Origin of the sequence: Phenylobacterium montanum (assembly GCF_018135625.1) — a bacterium.
In the GTDB taxonomy this organism is placed as follows: domain Bacteria; phylum Pseudomonadota; class Alphaproteobacteria; order Caulobacterales; family Caulobacteraceae; genus Poindextera; species Poindextera montana.
The window spans coordinates 652822-667519 of sequence record NZ_CP073078.1; the positions used below are offsets into that span (position 1 = coordinate 652822).

Here is a 14698-nt window from a genome sequence, read left to right on the forward strand (position 1 = left end):
GAAGACCCCTTGTCCATCGACGTTCTGATGCCCGCCCTGTCTCCGACCATGGAGGAGGGCACCCTCGCCAAATGGCACGTGAAGCCTGGCGACAAGGTCAGCTCCGGTGACGTGATCGCCGAGATCGAGACCGACAAGGCGACCATGGAGGTGGAAGCCGTCGACGAGGGCGTGGTCGAGTCCATCCTGGTGCCGGAAGGCACCGAAGGGGTGAAGGTCAACGCCCCGATTGCCCGCCTGGCCGGGGAGGGCGAAGCGCCTGCGCCTGCGCCGGCTCCTGCCGCCGCGCCGGCGCCCAAGGCGGCTGAACCCGCACCCCAGCCCGCCAAGGCGCCCGAACCGGCGCCAACACCTGCACCTGCTGCGCCAATGCCAGCGGCGCAGGCCCCGGCCAAGGCTGACGGCGACCGCGTGCTGGCCTCGCCCCTTGCCCTGCGCCTCGCCGCCCAGGCCGGGCTGGACATCCGCTCGATCCAGGGCTCGGGCCCGCATGGCCGGGTGATCCGCCGTGACGTCGAGGCGGCCCAGGGCGAGGCGCCTGCAGCAGCAGCGGCGCCCGCTGCGGCGCCCAGCGCGGCGCCGGCCATCTCCGCCGCCCCGGCCCGTCAGGTCCAGAGCCTGGAGCAGATGGGCATCCCGGCCGGCTCCTACACGCTCGTCCCCCTGGACGGCATGAGGAAGACCATCGCCCGGCGGATGACCGAAAGCTTCCGCGACGTGCCGCATTTCCCGCTGACCATCGACATCGAGATCGATCGCCTGCTGGAAGCCCGCGCGCGCTTGAACGGCCTTCTGGAAAAGAACGGGGTCAAGGCCAGCGTCAACGATCTGGTGCTGAAGGCCGTGGCCACCGTGCTGCGCCAGATCCCGGAAGCCAACGCCAGCTACACCCCCGAAGGCATCGCGATGCACCACCATGCGGACGTGGCCATGGCGGTGGCGGTCGACGGCGGCCTGATCACCCCGATCATTCGCGCCTGCGAGACCAAGGGCCTGGCCCAGATCGCCACCGAGACCAAGGATTTGGCCGAGCGCGCCCGGACCAAGAAGCTGAAGCCGGAAGAGTTCCAGGGCGGCACCTTCACCGTCTCCAACCTGGGCATGATGGGCATCAAGTCCTTCGCCTCGATCATCAACGAGCCGCAGGGGGCGATCCTCAGCGTCGGCGCCGGCGAGAAGCGGCCAGTGGTGCGCTCGGGCAAGAACGGTGACGAGCTGGCCATCGCCACGGTGATGACCGTCACCTTGACCTGCGATCACCGGGTGATCGACGGCGCCATCGGCTCGCGCTTCCTCCAGGCCTTCAAGGCCATGGTCGAAGACCCCATCGTGATGCTGGCTTGAGGACTGAGACCCGTCATGGATTTTGACCTGATCGTCATCGGCGCCGGTCCCGGGGGCTATGTCGCCGCGATCCGCGCCGGCCAACTGGGCCTGAAGACCGCCATCGTCGAGCGCGAGAACCTGGGGGGCATCTGCCTGAACTGGGGCTGCATCCCGACCAAAGCCCTGCTCAAGTCCGGCGAGGTCTACGAACAGCTGGGCCACCTGGCCGACTATGGCCTGGCCGCAGAGGGCCGCTCGTATGACTTCACCAAGATCGTCGAGCGTTCGCGCGGGGTCTCCAAGCAGCTGTCGTCGGGCGTCGCCTTCCTGATGAAGAAAAACAAGGTCGAGGTGATCGACGGGACCGCCAAACTGGAAAAAGGCTCGCCCGCGCCCAAGGTGGTGGTGGCCCTGAAGGCCGGCGGCTCGCGGACCCTGCAGGCCAAGGCGGTGATCCTGGCCACGGGCGCCAGAGCCCGCACCATCCCGGCGATCGGCCTGGAGCCGGACGGGGACGCCATCTGGACCTATCGCGAGGCCATGGTCCCCAAGGCCTGCCCCAAGTCGCTGATCGTGGTGGGCTCGGGCGCCATCGGCATCGAATTCGCCAGCTTCTATCGCGCCCTGGGCGCCGAGGTGACGGTGGTCGAGGCGGTGGACCGCATCTTGCCTGTGGAGGATGAGGAGGTCTCGGCCGCCGCCCAGAAGGCCTTCGCCAAACGAGGGATCAAGTTCAAGGTCGGGGCCAAGGTCACCAAGCTGTCCAAGACCAAGGCCGGTGTATCCATCGCGCTCGAGGCTGGCGGCAAGGCCGAGACCCTGGAGGCGGAAAAGGCCATCGTCGCCGTCGGCATCGCCGGCAATGTCGAGAATCTCGGCTTGGAAGCGCTTGGGGTGAAGCTGGACCGCGACCACATCGTCATCGACGGCCATGGCGCAACCAATGTCCCCGGCCTCTACGCCATCGGCGACGTCGCCGGCGCGCCCTGGCTGGCGCACAAGGCCAGCCACGAGGGCGTGCATTGCGTCGAGCACATCGCCGGCAAGAACCCGGTCAAGATCGACGCCCCGATCCCCGGCTGCACCTACGCCCAGCCGCAGGTCGCCTCAGTCGGCCTGACCGAGGCCCAAGCCAAGGCCAAGGGCCTGGAGGTCAAGGTCGGCCGGTTCCCGTTCCGGGTGAACGGCAAGGCCATCGCCGCCGGCGAGACCGAGGGCTTCGTCAAGACCGTGTTCGACGCAAAGACCGGCGCGCTCCTGGGCGCGCACATGATCGGCGGCGAGGTCACCGAGATGATCCAGGGCTTCGCGCTCGCCATGACCCTGGAAGCCACCGAGGCCGAACTGATGGCAACGGTGTTCCCGCACCCGACCATGAGCGAAGCCATGCACGAGGCCAGCCTTGACGCCTACGGCCAGGTTCTGCACCTGTAGGACGTGAGCCCCGTCCGCGTCCTGGGCCTGGGCGGGGCTAAAACCGCCGGCTGGCCCTCAGCTTGGCCAGAACCGGCGCCGTGAGCTGGTTTCCGTTGACGTGCTGATAGAGGGGAACCTCGACGTCGGCATAGAGCCCCCACTTGTCGGTGGTGAGCTCGATCCCGGGCGACAGCAGCATCCGCGTATAGCCGGTGTCGGCCGGGTTAGCGGCCCGTCCGCCGTCTCGGGCGTGGGTGGAGGCGAGAACCTGCAGCAGCGGGATCACGTGCACCGGCGCCGTCATGAAGCGCGGCATGTCGTAGGAGACTCCGGCGGCCGCCGTCACCTCCTGGCCCGGCAGATAGCCGCCCTGGCCGGCCAGCGGCTTGTCCCACAGAACGCGCGCATAGTAGCCCCAGGCGCCGTCGCGGCTAAGCATGCCGGAATGAAAGCCGCCCAGCAAAAGGTTGGTGCTGCCGGTCCCGATCTCGGTGTCGCGATCGAAGCCGGCGTGCTTCCAGTCTCCGGTCGCCAGCTTCAGCCCAACGATCAGGCCGCTGGACTGGTCCTTTGACAGGCCCGTATAGGTCGCCACCACGCGCATGTCGCCGAGCGCGGTGTCGCTGAAGCGGTCGACGCCGGTCCCCGCGTCGGTCTCGGTGCGGAAGGTGCGGCTCCAGATCGGCGCCTCGACAAGGACGCCCCAATCCTGGCTCAGCTTGGACTTGAGTCCGGCGGTGACGAAGTGGGTGCGGATCTCCTTGTCGGCGTTCTGTGAGGCCGGGGCGGAGCGGTCGCCGGACCAGTTCTGGCTCTGGTCCGCATAGTCGTATTCCAGGAAGGCCTCGCCGCCACGGCCGGCCGGGTTCATGTCCGGGCCGCCGACGTCGAACTGGTCGCATCCGCAGGCGCAGGCCTGCGCCATTGCCGGAACCAGACTCAGGGCGAGGAGGGCCGCTGTAGCCGCCGCGTATTTGGAATGCATGGATCGGGACTCCGAGGGGCGGCCCAGGTGGCCGGCGAGCCCTCGCGAAAAGGATCGGGGACGAACGGCGGGCGTACGCGGGCCGAGCCGCGCGCCCTGCCTGGCGGCGATGGATCAGATCGCGGCAGGTGGTCCCAGGGCCGGTGGCGGCGGCGCAGCGAGGCCGCGGCCGGGAGCCAGGTCAGCGAAAATGGCGTTCAGCGCCGGCGCATAGCTCACTGGGCTCGGGGCCAGGGTGGCTGTAACGGTCGGCGGCGCCAGGGCCCCGTGACCGGCGAAGGCGCAAGGGGCGTCAGGGCGCGAGGCCGGGGCCTTGCCGGGGTGTCCGAGATCGCCCGCGGCGAGCAGGGGGCCGTGGCCGGTGCAGACGACGATGGCGGGGCCTTGCTGGCCGTCCGCCACCATGTATCCGGCCGGGACCAGAACCTGCAGCAGCAGGGCGACGAGGCTGAGGGCTAGGCCCCGCCTGTCCGTCAGCCATGTCCGCAAGGCCCCGCGCATGGGGCCGCTTTAGGACGCGCCGCCCGGCCTGTCGACCCCGCCTTAGGTCGTATTCCCGCTTTTCAGGCCGCGCGGGCCTCGGTTTCGGCCATGCGTTGGATGGCGACATAGTCGGTCTTCCCCGTGCCCAGCACCGGGATTTCGGGCACCCGCACGATCTTGCGCGGCACCGCCAGTTCCGGCGCGCCGACGGTCTGAGCGTGGCTGACCAGGGGCGCGACTGCGGCGTCCAGGCGATCGGTGACCAGCACCAGTCGTTCGCCTTTCTTGGGATCGGGCAGGGAGATCACCGCATGACGGGCGTCGGGCCATACCCCCGCGGCCAGTTCCTCGGCGGCGGTCAGGGAGACCATTTCGCCGCCGATCTTGGCGAAGCGCTTGACCCGGCCCTTGATGCGGACATGGCCGTCATCGTCGATCTCGACCACGTCGCCGGTGTCGTGCCAGCCGCCAGGCGGAGCATCGACGCCGCCAGCCTCGTTCAGATAGCCGGCCATCACGTTCGGCCCATGCACATGCATAAGCCCGCCGCCCGAGATGCCTTCGACGGGCTCGATGCGAACGGTGATGCCCGGCAGCAGCGGTCCGACCGTGCCGCGGCGGTTGTCGCCCGGCCTGTTGACCGCGATCACCGGCGAGGCCTCGGTCGCGCCATAGCCTTCCAGCAGCGGCACGCCGCCGAAGCGCTGGGCCACCAGGTCATGGGTCTCGTCGCGCACCCGCTCGGCGCCGCAGACCACGAATTTCAGGCCCGTGAGGTCCCCGGCGTCGGCCGACCGCGCGTACTGGTTCACGAAGGTGTCGGTGGCCAAAAGGATCGAGGCCTTGGAGTCGCGGATCAGCGGAGGGATCTGCTTCACGTGCAGGGGCGAGGGATATTCGAACGCCTTCATGCCGGTGAGAAGCGGCAGGAGCACGCCCGCCGTCAGGCCGAAGCAGTGGAAGGTCGGCAGGGGATTGAACATCACCCAATCGGGGTCGAGGTCGATATGCGCCGCGATCTGCTCGGCGTTGGCCGCCAGGTTGCCCTGGCTCAGCATCACCCCGCGCGGGGCCCCGAAACTGCCCGAGGTGAACAGGATTACGCCGGGGTCGGACGGCTTGGCGGGGGTGCGGAAGCGGCGCGGCGCGGCGCCGGCGACGGCGGCGAAGGCCTTGTCGGCCAGGCTGAGCTTGGCTCGGACGTCTTCCAGATAGACGATCTTGCGGCCGTCCTCGAGCGCGTCGATCAGATCGTCCAGCTTGCCCTGGTCGACGAACCGCCGCGAGGTCAGGATGGTCTTCACATGGGCCGTCTTGCAGGCGGATTTCAGGTTGCGGATGCCGGCGGTGAAGTTGAGCATGGCCGGGGTGCGACCAAAGGCGTGCAGGGCGAAAAAGGTCACCACCACCGCCGAGCTCGAGGGCAGCATCACGCCGACGCGCTCGCCTTTTTCCGTAAAGCTCGCGATCTTGCGGCCGAGTGCGAACGCGGCCCGCACGAGATCGGTATAGGTCAGCGGGTTGCGCTCCTGGTCTTCCAGGATCTCTTTCTTAGCGCCGTACTGGTCCCGGGCGTCGAGCAAGGCGTCGAACACGGCTCGTGCGCCGGCTCGCGCGTCATAGGCTCTCGGCATGAAGGTCGAACTCCCTACGAGGTCCGGGTCTGTTGTCACGGACTTGTTGCAGTCAGGCTAGCCCCGGGGCGCGGGCTTGGGAAGACTATGGCTGACGGGCGTCACCATCCCCTGAACGGCCAAGGTTTCCGCAAAGCTTACGACCTGCTGGTCGGCCTGGTCCTGGCCGTCGAATCGCTGCTGCACGCAGCGGGGCAGGGCGCGGCAAAGATGGTCGCGCAGGTCGGCAGAGGCCTTGGAGCTTTGCGCAGGCCCCAGCACCAGGCTCACGATCCCGACGCCGCCCAGGCCCTGGGCCTGCACCTGGGCGTTCAGGGCGTGATAGGCGGCCAGCCAGTCATAGCTCGGCCCGCCCATGCGCAGGTCCGGGTTGGCGGCGCGCCAGGCCCTGTGCGTCGCGGGGGCGAGAGCTGCGCCGATCTCGGGCGCATCGCCACGCCAGGGCGCGCCGCCAGACGCGCGCAGGTGGCCGAGCCCGACCCGCCGCGCCCAGGCGATCGCCTGGTCACTCGGCGGCGGGCCGGCGATCGGGTCGGATTGGCCGGGGTCCAGCAGGACGACCCCGGTCGCGGCGGCGCTGAGCTGCAGGCGGCGCAGAGCGATGGGCGCCGCTTCACCTTGCGCCACCAGGATCAGAGGGCCGGGGGTGTCATTGGGGACAACCCGCTCGATCATGGCCTTGAGCGCCGCCAAGTCCGGGTTGAAGTCGCTGACCTGGCCGAGGTCGCGCGTCCCGGAGCTGCGGCCCGAGCCGCCCTGACCGGCGCCGTCCAGCACCCAGACCACGAACCGCTCGGCGATCAGGGCGCGGGCCAGGCGGTACTGGTCCTCGGCGGCCTGGCCATAGCCCGGCAGGATTAGCACCTGGCCGCGGGCGACGTCATCCGGCGCCGCCACGCCATAGCGCTGCGGCGGCCCGCCGCCTGCCTGAACCAGGCCCCAGGTCCAGCCCACCGGCGGCCAGTCGGCGGGGCCGAGGCTCGGAGGAATGCGACTGTCGCTGAAGGGCGCGCGCGCCTCGTCCGCGCGGCAAGCGGCGAGCAGCAGCAGAAGGCCCAGAATCGCGCCGCGTGTCCCCATCGGCGGCAAGGCTTGCCGCGACGCCGCATCGCGCGCAACAGAACTTGATCCTTGGACCAGGAAAGACGATCTAGGCGTCATGGCCACGGTGATCGACACCCGCAACGGACGCGCTCTGCGTCACCCCGAAAAGCAGGCGCGCCCCGACACGCCCATCCTGCGCAAGCCGGACTGGCTGCGCGTCAAGGCGCCCGGCTCGGCCGGCTACAACGAGACCCGGCGGATCGTGAAGGAACACGGCCTGACCACGGTCTGCGAGGAGGCCGCCTGCCCCAACATCGGCGAATGCTGGACCCAGTCGCACGCCACCATGATGATCATGGGCGAGGTCTGCACCCGGGCCTGCGCCTTCTGCAACGTCTCCACCGGCCTGCCGTCGCCGCTTGAAGCCACCGAGCCGGAGCGCGTCGCCGACGCCGTGCGCCAGATGCGGCTGAAGCACGTGGTGATCACCTCGGTCGATCGCGATGACCTGGCCGACGGCGGCGCTGACCATTTCGCTCAGGTCGTGCGCGCCATCCGCGCCGCCAATCCCGGCACTACGATCGAAATTCTGACGCCGGATTTCCTGCGCAAGGGCGATGCGGCCAACCAAGTGATCGACGCCAAGCCGGATGTGTTCAACCACAACCTCGAGACCGTGCCGCGGCTCTATCTCTCGATCCGGCCCGGCGCCCGCTACTATCACTCCCTGCGCCTCTTGGAGCGAGTCAAGGAGCGAGATCCCTCCATGTTCACCAAGTCCGGCCTGATGGTCGGCCTGGGCGAAAGCAAGGAGGAGGTGATGCAGGTGATGGACGACATGCGATCCGCCGGCATCGATTTCCTGACCATCGGCCAGTACCTGCAGCCGACCCGCAAGCATGCCGCCGTCGATCGCTTCGTCGATCCGGAAGAGTTTGCGGCCTACGAGGCGATCGCCCGGGCCAAGGGCTTCCTGATGGTCTCGGCCAGCCCGCTGACCCGTTCCTCACACCATGCCGGCGAGGATTTCGCCCGCCTGAAGGCCGCCCGCGAGGCGTTGTCGGCCGGACGCTAGGCTTGCGCCACACCCTGGTCCGCATCCTGCCCTACGAGCCCGACCAGCTGTTCACGCTGGTGGGTGACGTCGAGCGTTATCCAGAGTTCGTGCCCTGGATCACCAGCATGCGGGTGTGGAACAGGCGCGAGGAGGAGGGCGGGTCGAGCCAGCTGGACGCCGAGGCGGGCGTGGGCTTCTCCTTCCTGAAAGAGCGCTTTTCCACCCGCGTGCGCCGCGACGCCGGCCGCCGGGAGATCACCGTCAGCCTGATCAGCGGGCCCTTCAAGCACTTGACAAACCGCTGGAGGTTTTCGCCGCATCCCTCTGGAACCCAGATCGATTTCCTGATCGATTTCGATTTCAAGTCGCGCCTGCTGCAGACCCTCCTGGCAGCCAACATGCAGCACGCCATCGACCGCTTGATCGGCTGCTTCGAGGACCGGGCGAGGGTGCTCTACGGCTAGGCGAGGTCAACTGATCCTGTCGCGCAGCATTTCCAGCGCGATCTGGGTCGCCGCCAGCTGGATCTCATGCCGGCCCATGTCGCCGAAGCGCTCGACGCGATGGTGCACAGACTGGTTGGTGCGGGCGGTGGCGAAGTGCACCAGGCCCACGGGCTTCAGTTCGGTCCCGCCGCCGGGCCCCGCAACGCCTGTAATGGCGACGCTGATATGGGCGTTGGAGTTTTCCAGCGCGCCCTCGGCCATCATCCGCACCACCGGCTCTGACACCGCGCCGTAGTCGGCCACCAAGTCGCCGGCTATGCCCAGCATCTCCTGCTTGGCGCGGTTGGAATAGGTGATCATGCCCCGCTCGAACACCGCCGACGAGCCCGGGATCGCGGTGATCGCGGCGGAGACGAGGCCGCCGGTGCAGCTCTCGGCCGCGACGACACGCAGCCGCCGCTCGGCGCATTCGTCGATCAACAGCCGCGCCAGGGTTTCAATTTCGAGAGGAAACATGCAGCGCCCTTCCGCGTCTTGCCGCCCAGGCTTTGGTTTGCCAAACCCGCGCCGCTCAGACCAACATCGGTCCGTGTTCCCGATCAAGACGATTCGCTGCGCCCCATGAAGCCAAATCCCGACGCGAACGTCGCCAGCAGCGCTTCCCCCGCGGTCGCGCCGGCTCTGTTCGGTTTCGCCGCCTTCCTGAGCGCGAGCCTGGTTTTCATGGTCGAGCCCATGGTCGCCAAGCTGATCCTGCCGCTGCTGGGCGGCTCGGCGGCCGTCTGGGCGGTCAGCCTGGCCTTCTTCCAGCTCGCGCTGCTGATCGGCTACGGTTATGCCCACGCCCTGCAACGGATCGCTTCGGTGCGCGTGCAGACCCTGCTGCACGGGGCGGTGCTGCTGGCTGGGCTGGCGGTCCTGCCGCTGCACGTGACCGGGCTGCTGGGCGATCCGTCGAGCAGCCAGCCGGCGCTTTGGCTTCTGGGCGTTCTGACCGTGTCGATCGGTCTGCCGTTCGCGGCCCTCTCGGCCACGGCGCCACTGATCCAGGCCTGGTACGCCAGCGCCCGCGCCGCCTGGGGCGGGGGCAACCCCTATGGCCTCTATGTGGCCAGCAACCTCGGCAGCCTGCTGGCGCTTCTGGCCTACCCCGTAGCGATCGAGCCTTTTGTCCGCGTCAGCCGCCAGACGCTCGGATGGAGCGCCGGCTATGCCGGTTTCATCCTGGTGATGGTCATCGTCGCCGCAGCGGTGTGGCGGGCGGGGGCAGGGCGGATCGAGATCCTGCCGGTCAAGCCGCCCGCCAATCGTCTGGCTGCCCTGGCCCGCTGGTGGCGCCGGCTGCTGTGGGTGGCCCTGGCGGCGGCGCCGGCCAGCCTGATGCTGGGCGTGACCACCTACATCGCCACCGACATCGCCTCGGCGCCGTTCCTGTGGGTCGCGCCGCTGGCTCTCTATCTCCTGACCTTCGTCATCGCCTTCCAGACCCATCCGGTGATTCCGCAGAGCCTGGCGCTGGTGCTGCAGACCGCGGCCCTCCTGGCGGCCCTGGTCAGCTGGGGGATGCCGATCCCCTATTTCTGGCTGCAGATCGGCCTGCAGTTGGTGAGCTTCTTCCTGACCGCCCTGGTCTGCCACCAAGCCCTGGCGATCCGCAGGCCGCCGCCGGAGCGGCTGACCGAGTTCTATCTTCTGATGTCGCTGGGCGGCGTCATCGGGGGCGCGTTCAACGCCTTCCTGGCCCCCGTGATCTTCAACAGCGTGATCGAGTATCCGCTGGTGATGTTGGCGGCGGGCCTGGCCAGGCCCTGGGGCAAGGGCTGGCTGAGCCTGCCGCAAACAGCGATCTGGATCCTCGGCGTGCTCGGCGCGGCGGGTGCGATCGCCGCCAATCACTGGCTGGGCGCCGGCCTTGTGATGAAGCTCATGTTCGTCCTGCCGCTGGTCGCCGCCTTCCTGCTTCGGGATCGGGCCGTCGCCTTCGTCAGCATGGCGCTGGCCATGGTCCTGGCCACGCAGGTGGTGGCCCCGAACCTGAACGTCATCGAAAGCGATCGCAGCTTCTTCGGCGTGGTTCGCCTCACCTTTCGGGACGTAAAGGGCTTGGGCCGCGCCAAGTTGATGGCCCATGGCACCACCCTGCACGGCGCCCAGGCGCAGAACCCCGACATCGCCTGTCGCCCGCTGGTCTACTACGCGCCCACGACCCCGATCGGCCAAGTGTTCCGCTGGGTTCAATCCCAGCACCAGACCGTCAGCATCGGCGCGGTCGGCATGGGGGCGGGGACCGTCGCCACCTATACCCGGCCGGGCGACGCCTTGCGTTTCTTCGAAATCGACCCGCTGGTGGTGCGGCTTTCGACCGATCCGAAGAACTTCAGCTATATCAAGGGCTGCGCCAAGGGCCAGGTCGACTGGGTGCTGGGCGATGCGCGCCTCACCCTGGCGCGCCAGCCGGCGGGCGGGTTCGACATCCTGCTGGTGGACGCGTTCTCGTCCGACAGTGTGCCCGCGCACCTGCTGACCGTCGAGGCGATGAAAGGCTATCTGCAGAAGATCAAGCCGGACGGTGTGGTCATCATGCACCTGTCCAACCGGAACCTGGAGCTGACCCAGCCGGTCGGGGCGGTCGCCAAGGCCGCCGGCGCCACAGCCCTTCGCCAATTCTACCGCCCGCCGCCGGGCTCAATGGACCTGAACGACAGCGCCGAGGACGTGGTGCTGATCGCTCGGGATCCCGCGGCGCTCAAGGCTTTCACTATCGACCCGCGCTGGAAGCCGGCTGATCCCAAGGGCGTCGAACCCTGGACCGACGACTATACCGACCTTCTGGGTGCTCTGATCCGCGGCGTCGATCACAACGCGCGCGAGACCAAGATCAGCGCCGACGAGGCCGCGGAGGCGGCGAAAGCTAAGCCGGCAAGCTGACGGCGCAGATGGCCTGGGCCGCCAGGCCCTCCTCGCGGCCGGTGAATCCCATCTGCTCGGTGGTGGTCGCCTTGACGCTGACCCGCGCCTCGGGAAGGCCGAGAAGCTCGGCCAGCTTGGCGCGCATGGCGGCGCGGTGCGGTTTGATCTTGGGCCGCTCGCAGATCAGGGTCACGTCGACATTGTCGATCCGCCCGCCCTTGGCCCGGACCAGCCTCGCGGCGTGCTCGAGAAACAGGGCGGAGGCCGCGCCCTTCCATTTGGGGTCGGTCGGCGGGAAGTGGTCGCCGATGTCGCCTTCGCCGATGGCGCCCAGCAGGGCGTCGGTCAGGGCGTGCAGGCCGGCGTCGGCGTCGGAATGGCCGATCAGCCGCTGGGTGTGGGCGATCTTCACCCCGCACAGCCAGACCTCGTCGCCGGGGCCGAAACGGTGGGCGTCGAAGCCCTGGCCGATCACGGTGACGCGGGTCTCGGCGGCGAAGGCCTCGGCCATGGCGAAATCCTCAGGGTAGGTCAGTTTCATCAGGCGCTGGTCGCCGGGGGTCAGGGCTACGCGGCCGCCCGCCTGCTCGACCACGCCCGCCTCGTCGGTGGGCTCGCCGCGGTCCGCGGGCCAGGCTGCGTAGGCGGCCAGCAGCCGGCTCCGGCGGAAGGCCTGGGGTGTCTGGGCGCGCCAAAGCCCTTCGCGAGAAACCGTGATCAGGGTTCCGTCATCGCCGCGCCGCTTCAGCGTGTCGGCCACCGCCAGGGCGGGCAGGGCGCCATCAGCGGTCTCCAGGGCGGCCAGCAAGTCCCGGACGTGGTGCGCGGTCACGAAGGGTCGGGCGGCGTCATGCACCAGCACCGGCTCATCCGCCGGACGATCCGCCAATGCGTTCAGCCCGGAGAGCACCGATTGCGCCCGCACCGCGCCGCCCTGCGCTGTGGTCCAACCCTTGAGGCCGGCCAAGGCTTCGACGGCCAGGGGCTCGTCACCCGACGGAATCACCACCACCAGCCTGGCAGCCCCGGCGGTCAGCAAAGCCTCGGCCGACCACCTCAGGATGGGCTTGCCGCCCAGGCTCAACCACTGTTTCGGCCGCCCCTGGCCGGCTCGCGAGCCAGACCCGGCGGCTACGATCACCGCTGAAAAATCCATGGCCCTGTTTGTTCGGGCTGAGCCGGAAAGTCCAGACATCAAGCGAAATGCTGCACTGCGGGAAAAGCTGGACTCTGAAGGTTTTGTTGCCTAAAACTTAGCCGCAGGGGATGATCAAATAATGAGCAGAGGCATTCAGCTCGGTGCGGCGCGCACGCCTGGGCGTGTTTGGATCGCGCCCATGACCGGGGTCACCGACCTGCCGTTCCGGCGGGCGGCGGCGCGGCGTGGGGCGGCCTATGTCGCCACCGAGATGGTCGCCTGTGCGGAATTGGCCAAGGGCCGCCCTGATGTGGTCCGCCGCGCCGCGGTCGGCGACGGCCTGCCGCTGATGGTGGTGCAACTCGTCGGTCGCGACCCGCGCTGGATCGGCGAGGGTGCGAAGCTGGCCGCGGCGGCCGGCGCCCAGGTGATCGACCTCAACATGGGCTGTCCCGCCCGCGAGGTGACCGGCGCCGCCTGCGGCTCGGCCCTGATGCGCGACCTGGACCTGGCCGAGCGGCTGATCGAGGCGGCGCTGGAGCCTGGTCTGCCTGTGACGGTCAAAATGCGGCTGGGCTGGGATCACGCCAGCCTGAACGCGCCGGAACTGGCCCAGCGCGCCGAACGGCTCGGGGTCAGCGGCGTGACGGTGCACGGCCGCACCCGAAACCAATTCTATGCCGGCGAGGCCGATTGGTCAGCGGTGCGCGCGGTCAAGGGGGCCGTGTCCATTCCGGTGGTGGTCAATGGCGACGTGATCGATCTGGCCTCCGCTCGCAAAGCCCTGACCCAGTCGGGCGCCGACGGGGTGATGATCGGCCGCGGCGCCTATGGCCGCCCGTGGATCGCGCGCCAGGTGGAGCAGGGCCTGGCTGGCGAGCCGGCCGACGAACCGGCGGTTCAAGAGCGGCTCGAGGTGGTGCTGGAGCATTTCGGCGAGACCCTGGCCTTCTATGGCGACCGGCTGGGCGTGCGTATCTTCCGCAAGCATCTCGGCTGGTATGTCGAACGGGCGCCCTGGCCGACAGATCCGGCCGAGCGGCGCGCGGCCAAGGGGCGGCTCTGCCGACTGGAGGACCCGGCGATGATCGAACGTGAACTGACCAGCCTGTGGACTCTGGACAGCAGCGAAAGACGAGCCGCATGAACACCAGACCGCGCGCGCAGTTGATCGACATGGACCTGGCCACACGAGTCGCCGCCTTCGACATGGCGCCCGACCCGGCCCTGATCCTGGGGCCCGAAGGCAATCTGACGGCGGTCAACGAGGCGGCGGAAGCCTTGTTCGGCCAGGGCCTGGCGCTGCTCAGCCGAGGTCGGTTCCACGACGCCCTGCCGCCCGGCTCCACCCTGACCGCGCTGGTGGATCTTGCGGTCTCGACCAAGCTTCAGGTGCGCGAGCGGGGGCTGGAGATCACCCTGTTCGGCCATCCGCCCTTCGAAGCCGACGCCGCGGCGACGCCGCTGGGCGACGGTTCGATCCTTCTGACCCTGCAAGTGCGCGGCGGGGCCCTCGGGGTGGAGCGCGGGGAGAGGGCGGGCCTTCGGACCGTGGTCGGCATGGGGCGCATGTTGGCGCATGAGATTAAGAACCCCCTGGCCGGTATCCGCGGCGCCGCGCAGCTGCTGAAGGGCTCGGTCCCGGCCGAGGACGCCGCCTTGGCGCAGCTGATCGTCGACGAGACCGACCGCATCCATCGCCTGGTCGACCGCATGGAGGCCTTCTCCGAGGCGGTCAAACCTGACCTGGAGCCGGTCAATATTCACGTGGTGCTGGACCGGGTCCGGGCCCTGGCCGCCAATGGCGTGGCCGATGGACTGGCGCTCAGCGAGCACTACGACCCGTCCCTGCCGCCGACCCTGGGCGATGAGGATCTGCTGATCCAGATCTTCCTCAACCTGGTGAAGAATGCGGCGGAGGCGGCCCATTCCCGGGGCGACGGAAGAGGTTCCGTGCGCATCCAGACCGCGTACCGCCACGGCGTGCGCATGCGGGCGCCCAATGGCGAGCGGATGCGCACCGCGCCGCTAGAGGTCAAGGTGATCGACAACGGACCCGGCGTGCCGGCTCACCTGCGCGATCATCTGTTCGAACCGTTTGTCACCTCGAAGAGCTTCGGCGCCGGACTGGGGCTGGCCCTTGTTGCAAAATTGGTCGCTGCGCATGGCGGTCTGATCGATTTCGAGTCAGAGCCCGGCCGAACAGCCTTCAGGGTGCTGCTTCCAATCGCGACAGACGTCCATGATGATTAAGCCTTA

13 protein-coding genes are annotated in these 14698 nt (G+C 68.8%); 7 read left to right on the forward strand and 6 right to left on the reverse strand.

The window, feature by feature from the left end; genetic code table 11:
- Positions 1–9 precede the first annotated feature (9 nt).
- Positions 10–1344, forward strand: a complete 1335-nt coding sequence (locus KCG34_RS02965; RefSeq protein WP_211938915.1) for a pyruvate dehydrogenase complex dihydrolipoamide acetyltransferase — start codon at positions 10–12, stop codon at positions 1342–1344.
- Positions 1345–1359: 15 nt separating this feature from the next.
- Positions 1360–2760 carry a dihydrolipoyl dehydrogenase gene (gene lpdA, locus KCG34_RS02970; protein ID WP_211938916.1) on the forward strand — a complete coding sequence of 467 codons (1401 nt, stop codon included), beginning with the start codon at positions 1360–1362 and terminating at the stop codon, positions 2758–2760.
- A gap of 37 nt (positions 2761–2797) precedes the next feature.
- Here the strand turns inward: lpdA and KCG34_RS02975 are convergent, their stop codons facing one another.
- The 4 genes from KCG34_RS02975 to KCG34_RS02990 all read right to left on the reverse strand — a co-directional run bounded on the left by KCG34_RS02975 (position 2798) and on the right by KCG34_RS02990 (position 6924).
- Positions 2798–3727 carry a hypothetical protein gene (locus KCG34_RS02975; RefSeq protein ID WP_211938917.1) on the reverse strand — a complete coding sequence of 310 codons (930 nt, stop codon included), beginning with the start codon at positions 3725–3727 and terminating at the stop codon, positions 2798–2800.
- Between the two features lie 114 nt (positions 3728–3841).
- Complete coding sequence (locus KCG34_RS02980; RefSeq protein WP_211938918.1) at positions 3842–4228, reverse strand: hypothetical protein; 387 nt, start codon at positions 4226–4228, stop codon at positions 3842–3844.
- Positions 4229–4290: 62 nt separating this feature from the next.
- The gene (locus KCG34_RS02985; protein WP_211938919.1) at positions 4291–5844 is read right to left on the reverse strand and encodes an AMP-binding protein; all 1554 of its coding nucleotides are present in this window, start codon (positions 5842–5844) and stop codon (positions 4291–4293) included.
- A gap of 57 nt (positions 5845–5901) precedes the next feature.
- On the reverse strand, positions 5902–6924 hold the full coding sequence (locus tag KCG34_RS02990; protein ID WP_211938920.1) for a serine aminopeptidase domain-containing protein: 1023 nt from the start codon (positions 6922–6924) through the stop codon (positions 5902–5904).
- 79 nt (positions 6925–7003) lie between these two features.
- On the opposite strand from KCG34_RS02990, the gene lipA reads away from it, so the two are divergent.
- Positions 7004–7963, forward strand: a complete 960-nt coding sequence (gene lipA, locus KCG34_RS02995; protein ID WP_211938921.1) for a lipoyl synthase — start codon at positions 7004–7006, stop codon at positions 7961–7963.
- Positions 7964–7965: 2 nt separating this feature from the next.
- Positions 7966–8409, forward strand: a complete 444-nt coding sequence (locus KCG34_RS03000; RefSeq protein WP_211938922.1) for a type II toxin-antitoxin system RatA family toxin — start codon at positions 7966–7968, stop codon at positions 8407–8409.
- Positions 8410–8415: 6 nt separating this feature from the next.
- On the opposite strand, the gene KCG34_RS03005 is transcribed toward KCG34_RS03000, so the two are convergent.
- Positions 8416–8907, reverse strand: a complete 492-nt coding sequence (locus tag KCG34_RS03005; RefSeq protein ID WP_211938923.1) for a CinA family protein — start codon at positions 8905–8907, stop codon at positions 8416–8418.
- Positions 8908–9012: 105 nt separating this feature from the next.
- Between KCG34_RS03005 and KCG34_RS03010 the strand changes: the two genes are divergently transcribed.
- Positions 9013–11319 (forward strand): fused MFS/spermidine synthase, encoded by a 2307-nt coding sequence (locus KCG34_RS03010; RefSeq protein WP_211938924.1) that lies wholly within the window; start codon positions 9013–9015, stop codon positions 11317–11319.
- On the opposite strand, the gene KCG34_RS03015 is transcribed toward KCG34_RS03010, so the two are convergent.
- A complete protein-coding gene (locus KCG34_RS03015) occupies positions 11303–12457 on the reverse strand; it encodes a bifunctional 2-C-methyl-D-erythritol 4-phosphate cytidylyltransferase/2-C-methyl-D-erythritol 2,4-cyclodiphosphate synthase (protein ID WP_211938925.1) in 1155 nt (384 codons plus the stop codon). The genes KCG34_RS03010 and KCG34_RS03015 overlap by 17 nt on opposite strands.
- 121 nt (positions 12458–12578) lie before the next feature.
- Here KCG34_RS03015 and dusB point away from each other — a divergent pair, with 121 nt between their 5' ends.
- Together dusB and KCG34_RS03025 are read left to right on the forward strand one after the other, a co-directional pair.
- Positions 12579–13586 carry a tRNA dihydrouridine synthase DusB gene (dusB, locus tag KCG34_RS03020; protein WP_211938926.1) on the forward strand — a complete coding sequence of 336 codons (1008 nt, stop codon included), beginning with the start codon at positions 12579–12581 and terminating at the stop codon, positions 13584–13586.
- A complete protein-coding gene (locus KCG34_RS03025; protein ID WP_211938927.1) occupies positions 13583–14692 on the forward strand; it encodes a two-component system sensor histidine kinase NtrB in 1110 nt (369 codons plus the stop codon). The genes dusB and KCG34_RS03025 overlap by 4 nt, the downstream gene beginning before the upstream one ends.
- Positions 14693–14698 lie beyond the last annotated feature (6 nt).

Bases quoted from the DNA above. Each gene is read 5' to 3' on its own strand.
- dusB (WP_211938926.1), top strand. From the start codon at position 12,579: ATGAGCAGAGGCATTCAGCTCGGTGCGGCGCGCACGCCTGGGCGTGTT.
- KCG34_RS03010 (WP_211938924.1), top strand. From the start codon at position 9,013: ATGAAGCCAAATCCCGACGCGAACGTCGCCAGCAGCGCTTCCCCCGCG.
- KCG34_RS02980 (WP_211938918.1), bottom strand. From the start codon at position 4,228: ATGCGCGGGGCCTTGCGGACATGGCTGACGGACAGGCGGGGCCTAGCC.
- KCG34_RS03005 (WP_211938923.1), bottom strand. From the start codon at position 8,907: ATGTTTCCTCTCGAAATTGAAACCCTGGCGCGGCTGTTGATCGACGAA.
- KCG34_RS02990 (WP_211938920.1), bottom strand. From the start codon at position 6,924: ATGGGGACACGCGGCGCGATTCTGGGCCTTCTGCTGCTGCTCGCCGCT.
- KCG34_RS02985 (WP_211938919.1), bottom strand. From the start codon at position 5,844: ATGCCGAGAGCCTATGACGCGCGAGCCGGCGCACGAGCCGTGTTCGAC.
- lpdA (WP_211938916.1), top strand. From the start codon at position 1,360: ATGGATTTTGACCTGATCGTCATCGGCGCCGGTCCCGGGGGCTATGTC.
- KCG34_RS02975 (WP_211938917.1), bottom strand. From the start codon at position 3,727: ATGCATTCCAAATACGCGGCGGCTACAGCGGCCCTCCTCGCCCTGAGT.
- lipA (WP_211938921.1), top strand. From the start codon at position 7,004: ATGGCCACGGTGATCGACACCCGCAACGGACGCGCTCTGCGTCACCCC.
- KCG34_RS03015 (WP_211938925.1), bottom strand. From the start codon at position 12,457: ATGGATTTTTCAGCGGTGATCGTAGCCGCCGGGTCTGGCTCGCGAGCC.
- KCG34_RS03025 (WP_211938927.1), top strand. From the start codon at position 13,583: ATGAACACCAGACCGCGCGCGCAGTTGATCGACATGGACCTGGCCACA.